The organism is Streptomyces sp. NPDC097595 (assembly GCF_044761525.1).
GTDB lineage: Bacteria > Actinomycetota > Actinomycetes > Streptomycetales > Streptomycetaceae > Streptomyces > Streptomyces drozdowiczii_A.
Map to the genome: position 1 here is coordinate 109,566 of NZ_JBIWCN010000011.1, position 12,510 is coordinate 122,075.

At 72.7% G+C, this 12,510-nt stretch carries 10 protein-coding genes; 7 read left to right on the forward strand and 3 right to left on the reverse strand.

Annotated features, from left to right (window positions below):
• The first annotated feature begins 19 nt into the window (after positions 1–19).
• Entirely contained in the window at positions 20–1,021 is a 1,002-nt protein-coding gene (locus tag ACIQZN_RS19000) for a phosphotransferase (RefSeq protein ID WP_403995115.1), read from the forward strand.
• Positions 1,022–1,042: 21 nt separating this feature from the next.
• Here ACIQZN_RS19000 and ACIQZN_RS19005 read toward each other — a convergent pair whose 3' ends face one another.
• Positions 1,043–2,749 carry a protein kinase gene (locus ACIQZN_RS19005; protein ID WP_403994791.1) on the reverse strand — a complete coding sequence of 569 codons (1,707 nt, stop codon included), beginning with the start codon at positions 2,747–2,749 and terminating at the stop codon, positions 1,043–1,045.
• A 359-nt stretch (positions 2,750–3,108) separates the two neighbouring features.
• Between ACIQZN_RS19005 and ACIQZN_RS19010 the strand changes: the two genes are divergently transcribed.
• The 6 genes from ACIQZN_RS19010 (at position 3,109) to ACIQZN_RS19035 (ending at position 10,334) form a co-directional block, all read left to right on the forward strand.
• Entirely contained in the window at positions 3,109–4,737 is a 1,629-nt protein-coding gene (locus ACIQZN_RS19010) for a protein kinase (protein ID WP_403994794.1), read from the forward strand.
• 372 nt (positions 4,738–5,109) lie between these two features.
• A complete protein-coding gene (locus ACIQZN_RS19015) occupies positions 5,110–5,346 on the forward strand; it encodes a hypothetical protein (protein WP_403994797.1) in 237 nt (78 codons plus the stop codon).
• Between the two features lie 72 nt (positions 5,347–5,418).
• The gene (locus ACIQZN_RS19020; protein ID WP_403994800.1) at positions 5,419–6,042 is read left to right on the forward strand and encodes a PadR family transcriptional regulator; all 624 of its coding nucleotides are present in this window, start codon (positions 5,419–5,421) and stop codon (positions 6,040–6,042) included.
• 38 nt (positions 6,043–6,080) lie between these two features.
• On the forward strand, positions 6,081–6,848 hold the full coding sequence (locus ACIQZN_RS19025) for an ABC transporter ATP-binding protein (protein WP_403994803.1): 768 nt from the start codon (positions 6,081–6,083) through the stop codon (positions 6,846–6,848).
• On the forward strand, positions 6,845–9,694 hold the full coding sequence (locus ACIQZN_RS19030) for an FtsX-like permease family protein (protein WP_403994806.1): 2,850 nt from the start codon (positions 6,845–6,847) through the stop codon (positions 9,692–9,694). The genes ACIQZN_RS19025 and ACIQZN_RS19030 overlap by 4 nt, the downstream gene beginning before the upstream one ends.
• A gap of 94 nt (positions 9,695–9,788) precedes the next feature.
• The gene (locus ACIQZN_RS19035; protein ID WP_403994808.1) at positions 9,789–10,334 is read left to right on the forward strand and encodes a bacterial proteasome activator family protein; all 546 of its coding nucleotides are present in this window, start codon (positions 9,789–9,791) and stop codon (positions 10,332–10,334) included.
• Between the two features lie 62 nt (positions 10,335–10,396).
• Here ACIQZN_RS19035 and ACIQZN_RS19040 read toward each other — a convergent pair whose 3' ends face one another.
• Both ACIQZN_RS19040 and ACIQZN_RS19045 read right to left on the reverse strand, forming a co-directional pair.
• On the reverse strand, positions 10,397–11,386 hold the full coding sequence (locus ACIQZN_RS19040; RefSeq protein WP_403994810.1) for an NAD(P)H-quinone oxidoreductase: 990 nt from the start codon (positions 11,384–11,386) through the stop codon (positions 10,397–10,399).
• 32 nt (positions 11,387–11,418) lie between these two features.
• Positions 11,419–12,492: a potassium channel family protein gene (locus tag ACIQZN_RS19045; protein WP_403995118.1), complete on the reverse strand. Its 1,074-nt coding sequence runs from the start codon at positions 12,490–12,492 to the stop codon at positions 11,419–11,421.
• Positions 12,493–12,510 lie beyond the last annotated feature (18 nt).

Sequence of the window (12,510 nt, forward strand, 5' to 3'; positions counted from 1 at the left end):
GGTTCCGCCGGTCGGCGAGGTGCTCCGCCGCTACCCGGACGCCGGTACGCCGCTCACCTGCACCCCGCTCTCCCAGGGCCTGCTCAACCACGGTTACCGGGTGTCCACCACGCGGGGCTCGTACTTCCTCAAGCACCACTCGGACGACACCACCCGCGCCCGCGCCACCATCGTCCGCCAGCACCGCGCGACCCGCCGCCTCCAGTCACTCGGAGTGCCCGTCGCCCCGCCCGTCCGGGCCCGCGACGGCGAGACCGTCACCGAGATCGGCGGCCGCTGCTACGCCCTCCACCCCTGGGTCGACGGGCTGCACCGGGGCGGCGCCCAGCTCACCCTCGCCCAGTCGACGCGTCTCGGGACGCTCCTCGGAGCCGTACACACGGGTCTTGCGCGGGTCATGGGATCCGAGCGCGACACGGGGACCGGCGGCGGGCATCCGCCCGGGTACGCGAGCCCGGAGGCGGCCGACACCTTCGCGCTGATCGGCGACCTGCTCGCCGCCGCGCGCGGACGCGCCGGGCGGGACGCCTTCGACGAGCTCGCCGAGCACCGGCTGCGCGAGCGGCGCACTCTGCTGGAACGGTACGCCGACCGGCGGCCGCCCGACCCGGGGGCGCCCGCGACCGGCTGGGTGCACGGCGACTTCCACCCGCTGAACGTGCTCTACCGGGGCGCCGACCCGGTCGCGATCCTGGACTGGGACCGGCTGGCCGTCCAGCCCCGGGCGGAGGAGGCGGTCCGGGCGGCGGCGATCTTCTTCGTGCAGCCGGCCGGCGCTCTGGACCTGGCGAAGGTGCGCGCCTATGCCCGGGCCTACCGGCGGGCGGCCGGGGCGGACGCCGGCGAGCTGGCGGCGGCGGTGCACCGGGTCTGGTGGGAACGGCTCAACGACTTCTGGATACTGCGCTGGCGCTACTGCCTGGACGACCGGAGGGCCGACCCGCAGTTCCCCGCGGTGTCGGCCCTGGCGGTCTGGTGGACCCGTGAGTACGAGGCGGTGCGCGCGGCCTTCACGGGGTGAGCGGGGGTCAGTGAGCGGGGCTCAGTTGCCCGTTCCCGTGCCCGCCGTGCCCGCCGTCGTCCCGGCGGAGGCGCCTTCGGCGACGCCGCCCGGGGCGCCCTCCGAACCTTCGGCCGCGCCCTCGCTGGCACCGGCGTCGGTGCCCTCGCTGGTACCCGTGGTGCCGCCGTCGCTGGTACCGGTGCTGCCGCCCTCGGTGGTCGTACCGGTGTTGCCGGTGTTCCCCGTACCGCCGTTGTTGGAACCGTTGCCGCCGTTTCCGTTGGAACCGTTGCCGTTCCCGCCGGAGCCGTTGTCGTTGCCGCCGTTGTCCGTGCCGCCCGTGCCCGGCTGGGGCGAGCTGGCGGACGGGGACTCGGAGGTCTCGCTCGGGGTGGGCGACGGCGACCAGGTGTCGTCGTCCCAGCCGCCGCCGGTGCTGTCGCCCGGCTGCTGGGTGTCGTCCTGGGTGTCGTCGGGCGTCGGGGTGGGGGAGTCCTCCGTCGGCGTCGGCGTGCTGGAGGTCTCCGTGGGCTGCTTCTCGTGCTTCTGGCCGCCGCCGTTCGCCGCGTTGAGCGCGATGGCCACGCCCGCACCGACCGCGATCAGGGCGAGCACGACGAACAGCCACAGCTTGCCGCGGCCGCCACCGCCCTGCCGGGTGCTGCCCCCGTCGTAACCCCCGTCGTCCGGGTTCATCGGCGGCAGGATCGGGGACTGCGAGGTGTCGCCGTGCTGCGGGTAGCCGCCCATGGCGCGGGTGCCGGCCATGCCGCCGGGCGGGGTGCCGGGGCCGTCGTTGAGGACGACCGGGCCGGTGTTCCACGTGCCGGTGTGGCCGCCCTGCACCTGGAGCATCTGCAGGCCGTACTGGACCAGGCCGCGCATCTCCTCGGCGCTCTGGAAGCGGTCGTCCGGGTCCTTCGCCAGCGAGCGCATGACGAGCCCGTCCAGCTCCGGCGGCACCGAATCCAGGATGTTCGACGGCGGGACCGGGGTGTCCTGCACATGCTGGTACACCACGGACAGCGGCGTCTCACCCGTGAACGGGGGCCGCAGCGCCAGCAGTTCGTACAGCAGGCAGCCGGTGGCGTACAGGTCGGAGCGGTGGTCGACGGCCTTGCCGAGCGCCTGCTCGGGGGAGAGGTACTGCGGCGTGCCCATGACCATGCCGGTCTGGGTCATCGTGGACTGCGCGCCGTGCAGCGCGCGGGCGATGCCGAAGTCCATCACCTTGACCGCGCCGGAGTGCGTGATGATCACGTTGGCGGGCTTGATGTCGCGGTGCACGATGCCGTGCTGGTGCGAGTAGGCCAGCGCCTCCAGGACCCCGGAGACGATGATCAGCGCCTGCTCCGGCGGCGGGGCCTCGGCGTTGATCAGCAGGTCGCGGATGGTGCGGCCCTCGACCAGCTCCATCACGATGTACGGGACGGTCTGGCCGGCGACGGTGTCCTCGCCGGAGTCGTACACGGCGACGACCGCGTGGTGGTTGAGCCCGGCGACCGACTGCGCCTCGCGCGTGAAACGGGCCTTGGAGACCGGGTCCTCGGCGAGGTCGGAGCGGAGCAGCTTCACCGCGACGGTGCGCCCGAGCCGGACGTCCTCCGCCGCGAACACCTCGGCCATGCCGCCCCGGCCGAGCCGGTGGGTCAGCCGGTAGCGTCCGTCGCCGACGACCCCGCCGATGCCCCAGGAATCGGTGCCATCCGGAACGCCGCCGCCGTTTGCTTCGGGTTCGGGTGCCATCAGTCCTCGCCGTCGTATCTGTCCGCGTCTGTCCGCGCGTCCGCGCGTCCGCGGGGTCTCACGGTGCCTTGCTGCGTCGCCGGCTTCGCTGCCGGCCGCATTGCCCCGTCACGCTACAGCCTCGGTAGGACAGGCCGATTCGGCGCCGGACCGGCCATCCAATCGGCTGGCGCGCCGCCGACGCAAATTCCATGCTGATCCTGTAACGCTTCCGAGACGCTTCCAGCGCGTACGGTCACGGAACGGGCACCCGGCTTGACGTGTCGTACCCCTACGGCAGACTTGGCCAGTAATTACGGATGATCGCGTGAGTCGCGCGCCGAGTTCCCGGGAGTCGCGCGCCGAGGGGGAAGCAAGTCATGAGCCACGACGGCGGACACGGTTCGCAGGGTCGTTACGCGGGCGGGTCCGTCGCCGGCGGCCGCTACCAGCTGCGCGACCTGCTCGGCGAAGGCGGGATGGCGTCCGTATACCTGGCGTACGACTCCGCCCTCGACCGGCAGGTCGCGATCAAGACACTCCACACCGAGCTGGGCCGCGAGCAGTCGTTCCGTGAGCGCTTCCGCCGCGAGGCCCAGGCCGTGGCCAAGCTCCAGCACACCAACATCGTCTCGGTGTTCGACACGGGCGAGGACGAGCTCGGCGGCGCGCTGATGCCGTACATCGTCATGGAGTACGTCGAGGGCCAGCCGCTCGGTTCGGTGCTCGCGGCCGACATCCGCTCCCAGGGCGCCATGCCGGCCGACAAGGCGCTCAAGGTGACCTCGGACGTGCTGGCCGCGCTCGACACCAGCCACGAGATGGGCCTGGTGCACCGCGACATCAAGCCGGGCAACGTCATGGTGACCAAGCGCGGTGTCGTGAAGGTCATGGACTTCGGCATCGCCCGCGCCATGCAGTCGGGCGTGACGTCGATGACGCAGACCGGCATGGTCGTCGGCACCCCGCAGTACCTCTCCCCCGAGCAGGCCCTCGGCCGGGGCGTCGACGCGCGCTCCGACCTGTACTCGGTCGGCATCATGCTCTTCCAGCTGCTGACCGGGCGGCTCCCCTTCGACGCGGACTCCCCGCTCGCCATCGCGTACGCGCATGTGCAGGAGGAGCCGGTCGCCCCGTCGGCGATCAACCGCTCGGTGACGCCGGCGATGGACGCGCTCGTCGCCCGCGCGCTGAAGAAGAACCCGAACGAGCGCTTCCCGAGCGCCGCGGCCATGCAGGACGAGATCGCCCGCGTGCTGAGCGCCGGCACCCACACCGGTGCCCCGGTGATCGTCGGGGACGCCGGTGCCCCTGCCAACAGCGGTTCCGGCGTCGGCTCGGCGGTCTTCCCGCCCGTCGACCAGTCCGCGCCGGCCCCGCAGAGCGTCCAGACGCCGTACCAGCCGGGCCCGTACCAGACCCCCGGCCCGTACGGCCCGGCGACGCCGGCGCCCGTCACGAACCCGTCGTACGGCTACCCGCAGACGGGCGCCCCGGCCTACCAGAGCCCGGCACCGATGCAGCACCAGACGCCCGCGCCGTACACGGTGTCCCACCAGGCGCCCGCTTCGGGCGGCGGCTCCAAGCGGAACATGCCGGTGATCATCGGCTCGATCGTCGTGGCCCTGGTCGCGATCGGCGGCCTGATCACGGTCATCGCACTCAACGGCGACGACAAGGGCGGCGCGGACGCCAAGGCCACCGAGTCCCCGGCCGGCGATCACCGCGATCCGGAGCGGAACCGGACGATCGAGACCGAGAAGTGCACGGACGCGGACGAGAATCTCGACGATCCGAGCAAGGTCGACGCTCCGAACTTCATGTACAAGGACATCCTCTCGGTGCGCGCCTGCGCGGACGCGGCGGGCTGGACGCTCAAGGTGAAGAAGGTCCCGGGCAACGCGTACGCGGAGGACCAGGTCGTCAATCAGTTCCCGTCGTCCGGGGCCGCGATGTCGGAGACCGGCGCGCACTTCGAGCTGGAGATCGCGACGGGGGACCCCGCGTAGTTCCCCGCCCGCGGGCGGGAGCCATCCGTACGCCTCACCCGGGATGCCGGTCGTGCCGTCGCGTGTGACGGTGACCGCATGGCTTCGGGACGGCTCCGCGCGCGCTCCTCTCGGGGCGTGGCCTGCCTGGCGCTGACGGCGGCCGCGTCCCTGGGGGCGGCGGCTCCGGGCGCCTCGGGGACGCCTTCGTCCTCCGCTTCTCCTTCGCCGGGCGCTTCCTCTTCGTCCTCCGCTTCTCCTTCGTCCTCCGCTTCTCCTTCGTCCTCCGCTTCTCCTTCGCCGGGCGCGTCCCGGCCCGTTGACGCGCAGTCTCCGCTCGCCGGGTGGCCCGCCGGGGCGGGGCGGCAGCGGCCCGGGCGGTCGGCCGCCGAGGTGGCGCGGCAGGACGCGCTGGAGGACCGGGAGCCGCGGCCCTCGCCCTCCGAATCCGCCGCCGTGCCGGTCTTCACCCCCGACCCGGCCGACTTCCGCGATCCCCCGCCCGAAGGCCGGCAGGCCCTGAGCGGGACGACCGTGCGGCGGTTCCAGCAGCTGTCGCTCGGCGCGGGAATCGCCCTGGTCGGGCTGGGTCTCGGCTTCCTGGCCCTGCGGATGCGCCGGGCCCGCTGACCGTGCGGGGCTCCTTCCGAACCGCTCCCCGAAGACTTGCGTTGATCAACATACTCGGTATACATACTCAGTATGTCGATCCGTCATGGGCTCCTCGCCCTCCTGGAGCGCGGGCCGCGTTACGGCTCCCAGCTCCGCACCGAATTCGAATCGCGCACCGGCGCCACCTGGCCGCTCAACGTCGGGCAGGTGTACACGACGCTGAGCCGGCTGGAGCGCGACGGCCTGGTCGTCCAGGACGGCGAGGACGACCAGGGCCACGCCCTCTACTCGATCAGCGACGCCGGGCGCACCGAGCTGCGCGCCTGGTTCGAGACGCCGGTCGACCGCAGCAACCCGCCCCGTGACGAGCTGGCCATCAAGCTGGCCATGGCGGTCGGGGCGCCCGGCGTCGACATCAAGGCCGTCATCCAGGCCCAGCGCCACCACACGGTGAAGGCCATGCAGGACTACACCCGCCTCAAGGCGCGGTCCCTCGCCCAGGCCCCCGCCAACCGCGACGAGGTGGCGTGGCTGCTCGTCGTGGAGCAGCTGATCTTCCAGGCCGAGGCCGAGGCGCGCTGGCTCGACCACTGCGAGGCCCGGCTGATCCGTCTCGCCGAGGCCGCCGCCACGGAGCCGGAGGAGAGCCCGTCCCCGGGCCCGGCCGCCCGCACCGCCGCGCGGCCCTCCGCCCGCTCCCGCACGCGCCGCTGAGTCCGGCGCCTCTACATCCACCGTTCCGAGAGGGAACCATGTCCCTGCACGTCCCGTCGCCGTACGCCCCGCCGCTGCCGGTGGACGCACCGGTGCTCGAACTCCGCTCGCTCACCCGCACCCACGGCACCGGCATCGCCGAGGTCCAGGCGCTGCGCGGCATCAGCCTGTCGGTGCACGCCGGTGAGCTCGTCGCCGTCATGGGCCCGTCCGGCTCCGGCAAGTCCACCCTGCTCACCCTCGCCGGCGGTCTCGACACCGCGAGCGGCGGCCAGGTGATCATCGAGGGCCAGGACATCTCCGCGCTCGGCCGCAAGGGCCTCGCCGCCCTGCGCCGCCGCAGCGTCGGCTACGTCTTCCAGGACTACAACCTGATCCCCGCCCTGACCGCCGCCGAGAACATCGCCCTGCCCCGCGAGCTCGACGGCGTCTCGGTCCGCAGGGCCCGCAGGGAGGCCCGCGCCGCGCTGGAGGAGATGAAGCTCCTGGAGATCGCGGACCGCTTCCCGGACGAGATGTCCGGCGGCCAGCAGCAGCGCGTCGCCATCGCCCGCGCGCTGGTGGGCGACCGGCGCCTGGTCCTCGCCGACGAGCCGACCGGGGCACTCGACTCCGAGACCGGCGAGACCGTCCTCGCGCTCCTGCGCAACCGCTGCGACCAGGGCGCCGCCGGGGTGATGGTCACGCACGAACCGCGTTACGCGGCCTGGGCGGACCGGGTCGTCTTCCTCCGGGACGGTTCGATCGTGGACCAGACACTGACGGCCGGGGCCGACTCGCTGCTGGCCGCCGGGGGAGCCGAGTGAGCCTCTTCACGGGGTGGCGCGCCGCCCTCCGGATAGCCCGCCGCGACGCCCTGCGGGCCAAGGGCCGCAGCGCCCTGGTGGTCGCGATGATCGCGCTGCCGGTCCTCGGGGTGACGGCCGCCGACATCACGTACCGCAGCGCGGATCTGAGCCCGGCCGAGGAGCTGACGGCCGAGATCGGCGCGGCCGACGCGGTGTACAGCGATGTCGGCCTGGGTCCGATCCAGCAGATGCCCGACGGCAACATGTACGACAGGGCGAGCGGCAAGGAGCCCTCCGAGGCACCGAAGCCGGTCGACATGCGCGCCGTGTTCCCGAAGGGCGTACGGGCGATCAGCGAGCAGTCCGTGTCCGCGACCGTCACCACCTCGTACGGCATCGCGAGCACCGAGATCATCGAGCTCAGGACCTCGGACCGGATGGCCCGGAGCCGGATCGACCTCGCCGGGGGCGCGTTCCCGCGTTCCACCGGCGAGCTGGTGGCCACCGAGGCGTTCCTGAAGTCGGCGGGCCTGCATGTGGGCTCCGACGTCACGGTGACGACCTCCGGCAGGAAGTACACGATCACCGGCGCGGTGGAGCTGCCCGCCGACCTGGACGCGAAGGCGCTGTACGCGGAACCGGGCGCGGTGATCGCCCCTTGGGCGGCCCTGGCGAAGCACGACAAGAAGGTGCCGGCGCCCCAGCCGGGCGAGACGCGGTGGCTGGTCGAGGGGGCCGGGGAGGCCGGGATCGGCTGGCAGGACGTGCTGGCCGCCAACAAGGCCGGTGCCCTCGTCACCTCCCGGCAGGTCTTCGAGAACCCGCCGCCGGACTCCGAGATCCCGCTGCTGCGGACGAACCCGCAGTACGCCGCCGACCGCAGCTTCACGTCCGACGAGACCAGCACCGCGCTGATCACCGTGGTCGCGATGGCGCTCCTGGAGGTCGTGCTGCTGGCCGGGCCCGCGTTCGCCGTCGGCGCCCGCCGCTCCCGGCGCCAGCTCGGCCTGCTCGGCACGTGCGGCGGCGACCGGAGCCAGGTCCGTGCCGTGGTCCTCGGGGGCGGTCTCGTCCTCGGCGGCGTCGGCGCGGTCGCCGGTGTCGTGACGGGTCTGGTGCTGACGGTGGTGTTCCGGCCGATGATCGAGGGCTGGGCCGGTCACCGCTTCGGCTCCCTCGCGCTGCATCCGGCCGAGCTCCTGGTCATCGCCGTGCTCGGTCTGGTCACCGGCCTGCTGGCGGCGTTCGCCCCGGCGATCGTGGCCGGCCGGCAGTCCGTGCTGGAGTCGCTGACCGGCCGGCGCGGGGTGCGCCGAAGCTCCCGGGTGCTGCCGATCACGGGCGCCTGTGTGCTCGCGCTCGGTGTGCTCATCGCCGTGTACGGGGGCACCGGCGGCAACTCCACGCTGGTCGCCGGCGGTTCGGTCGTCGCCGAGCTGGGCCTGCTGGCCTGTATCCCGGTGATCGTCGGGCTGCTGGGCCGGCTCGGGCGCAGGCTCCCGCTGTCGCCCCGGATGGCGCTGCGCGACGCGGCCCGCAACCGGGGCCGTACCGCTCCGGCGGTGGCCGCCGTGATGGCCGCGGTCGCGGGCTCCGTCGCCATCGCGACGTACATGTCCAGCAATCTGGCCGAGAACGACTACGCCTATATGCCGATGCTGACCAAGGGCACGATCGCCCTGTCGGCCGGCGACCCCGAGGCTGCCGAGCGGCTTCCGGCGGCCCGTGCCGCCGTCGAGCACGACATGGCGGTGACCGGCCGCCGGGCCGACATCTCCCGGGTCTGGGCGGGCAGCGACTGCAACGTCTACTTCGAGGAAAACGGGAAGGGCTGCGGCGCCCTCTCGCTGGTCAAGCCGACCGGCAAGGGCCACACCTGCCCGCTCGACACCGAGGGCGCCAAGGAGCTGGCCACGCGGCTCTCCGCCGACGAGCACCGCGCGATGATGCGGACCCCCGCCTGCGTGGACGTGCACAACTCCACCGGGACCTTCACCGACGACAACATCGTCGTCGGTGACGCGGCGCTGCTCGGCACGTACGTGAAGCTGCACGACCCGGCGGCGGCCGCCGCCCTGAAGGCCGGCACCCCGGTCCTGCTCAACGAGGCGTACGCGGAGAACGGCGAGGTCACCCTCAAGGCCGTCCACACGTACAACGCCAAGGACAAGAAGAACCGCAGGCTGCACCCCGGGCCCGCCCGGAAGACGACGGACCGGCTGAAGGTGTACATCGCGAAGGCCGAGTACGCCACCACGCCCGGCCTCCGCATGATCCTCCCGCAGCGGGCCGCCGAACGCCTCGGCCTGCACACGGAGCCGCTCGGCAGTGTGTACGCCGTCGGCCACGACCCCACGGACGCGGAGAGCCAGCGGGTCTCCGCGTCCATCGACCAGGCCGGGGGCGGTCTCTGGGTGCAGACCAACTCCGGGCCCAACGACCGGGGCAGCACGATCCTGCTGATCCTCACCCTGTTCGCCGGGGTGGTGACGGTGGGCGCCGCCGCGATCACGACCGGTCTGGCCAAGGCGGACGCGGAGGCCGACCTCACCACGCTCAGCGCGGTCGGCGCGCCCCCGCGCGTGCGGCGCTCGCTCTCCGGGTTCCAGTGCCTGGTGGTGGCGCTGACCGGGGTGCTGCTCGGGACGGTGGCGGGTCTGGTGCCCGCGGTGGCGCTGCGGCTGGTCGATCTGCGCGAGGCGATGGAGTACATGCGCGAGCAGCCCATGGAGTCCGCGTACACGCCGATCGTGCTGCCCTGGGCGACCATCGGCCTGCTGGCCGTGGCGGTCCCGCTGCTGGCGGGCGGCCTCGCGGCGGCCTTCACCCGCTCCCGGGTGGCCCTGGCGAGGCGGGCCGGCTGAGAAGCTGCGCCGTTCGGTGCCCCCGGGGACGGTGGATCACCCGTTTCCGGGGGCACCACAGTGTTGAACACCATGTGTGCGAGACAATGGCGGCATGGAGATGCCGAGGAATGAACGGTCGCAGGAGCACCCCCAGGTCCTCGTAGTGGGGCAGGACGGAATGGCGATCGGCGGCGGTGGCACGGACGACGAGTCGCGGGAGGTCCCGGTGACGGAGATGGTCGAGCAGCCCGCGAAGGTCATGCGGATCGGCAGCATGATCAAGCAGCTCCTGGAGGAGGTCAGGGCCGCTCCTCTCGACGAGGCGAGCCGGGTGCGGCTCAAGGAGATCCACGCCGGTTCCGTCAAGGAGCTGGAAGACGGCCTCGCGCCGGAGCTGGTGGAGGAGCTGGAGCGGCTGTCCCTGCCGTTCACCGAGGACTCGGTCCCCTCCGAGGCGGAGCTGCGGATCGCCCAGGCCCAGCTGGTGGGCTGGCTGGAGGGCCTGTTCCACGGCATCCAGACCGCGCTGTTCGCCCAGCAGATGGCGGCCCGCGCCCAGCTGGAGCAGATGCGCCGCGCCCTGCCGCCCGGCAGCGGCCCGGAGGAGGACGGCGGAATGGACCCGCACGGCCCGGTCCGCTCGGGGCCGTACCTGTAACCGACCACGCACCAAGGGCCCGGCACACGACGGTGTGCCGGGCCCTCTCCGTACGCGTGTTTTCAGGCGGTCGTCGGCGGCTGGAGCAGCACCTTGCCGATATGGGTGCTGGACTCCATGACGCGGTGGCCCTCGGCGGCGTCCCGCATCGGCACCGTGCGGTCGACCACCGGCTTCACGACGCCCTCCTCGATGAGCGGCCAGACGTGCTCGCGGACGGCCGCCACGATCGCCGCCTTCTCGGCGAGCGGGCGCCCGCGCAGCGACGTCGCGGTGACGGCCGCCCGCTTGTTGAGCAGCATGCCGAGGTTCAGCTCGCCCTTGGCGCCGCCCTGGAGCCCGATGATCGCGAGCCGGCCGTTGACGGCGAGCGCCTGCACGTTCCGGTCGAGGTACTTCGCGCCCATGAGGTCGAGGATGACGTCCGCGCCGGCCCCGGCCGTGGTCTCGCGGATCTCCTCCACGAAGTCCTGCTCGCGGTAGTCGATCAGGATGTCCGCGCCCAGTTCGGCGCAGCGCGCCAGCTTGTCGGGGCTGCCGGCGGTCACGGCGACCCGTGCGCCGACGGCCTTGGCGAGCTGGATCGCCATGGTGCCGATACCGCTGGACCCGCCGTGCACCAACAGGGTCTCGGCGGGCCGCAGATGGGCCACCATGAACACGTTGGACCAGACCGTGGCCGTCACCTCGGGCAGCGCCGCCGCCCGCACGAGGTCGAGACCCTTGGGTACGGGGAGGAGCTGGCCGGCCGGGACGGCGACCTTCTCCGCGTAACCGCCGCCCGCGAGGAGCGCGCACACCTCGTCGCCGACGGCCCAGCCGGTGACCCCGGGCCCGAGGGCCGAGACGCGGCCGGAGCACTCCAGGCCCGGGTAGGGGGACGCTCCCGGCGGCGGGTCGTAGAAGCCCTGGCGCTGGAGAACATCGGCCCGGTTGACCGCACTGGCCACGACGTCGACGAGGACCTCGCCGTCGCCGGGGACGGGATCGGGCACCTCGGCCCAGACGAGCGCCTCGGGGCCACCGGGTTCGGGGATCGTGATCGCATGCATGGCCGCGAGGCTACTCCGTGGGCGGGCCGGTCTCAGGAACGCGGGATGCCCTGGTGCGGCGGGTGGGCGGGCGGCTCGTTCGAGGCGCGGACGATGGTGATCAGGCGGTCCGTCAGCTGCAAGGGGCTCGCCGCCGGGTCGTCGTAGCCGAGGAGCCGGTGGCCCCGCAGCACGTTGACGACGAGGTCGTCGGTCTCCCGGACGCTCTTACCGACCTCGCTCTTTATCACCGGCCGTTCGACCAGATCGAGGCCGCTGCCCTGCTGGATGAGGTCCTCCATGACCGTACCCGCGCTGGGGCTGAGCACGGAGAGGCCGAGCAGCCGGCCCGCCGCGCTGGCACTGGTGATGACGGCGTCCGCCCCGGACTGGCGCAGCAGCGGGGCGTTCTCCTCCTCGCGGACCGCGGCCACGATCTTCGCGCCCCGGTTGAGCTGGCGGGCGGTCAGCGCGACCAGCACCGCGGTGTCGTCGCGCTGGGTGGCGATGATGACCTGACGGGCCTTCTGGAGCTCGGCCCGCAGCAGCACATCGCTGCGCGTGGCGTCCCCGAGGACACCGGTGAAGCCTTCGGCGTTGGCGACCTCTATCACCTTGGACGCCGGATCCACGATGACGATCTGTTCCTTGCTCAGCCCGGTGGCGCACAGGGTCTGGATGGCCGAGCGGCCCTTCGTGCCGAACCCGACGACGACAGTGTGGTCACGCAAGTTGGTTCTCCAACGCTTCAGCCGGAAGTCCTCCCGGGTCCGCTCCGTGAGGACCTCAAGGGTGGTGCCGACCAGGATGATGAGGAAGAGCACGCGCAGCGGTGTCACGAGCACCACATTGATGAGACGGGCCCCGTCGCTGTACGGGGTGATGTCGCCGTACCCGGTGGTCGAGAGGGTGACCGTCGCGTAGTACACCGAGTCCAGCAGGTCGACCTTGCCGTCGGCCGCGTCGTGGTAGCCGACCCGGTCGACCCAGACGATGAACACGGTGATGGCCAGCACCATCAGAGCCATCATCAGCCGCTTGGCGACCTGGCGTGCCGGCCCGTCCACGACCCGGCGCGGAAGCATCACCCGGGTGGGGACGACCTGTTCGTCGGCCCGCCTGGCCATGGCGTCATGGCCGGGAAG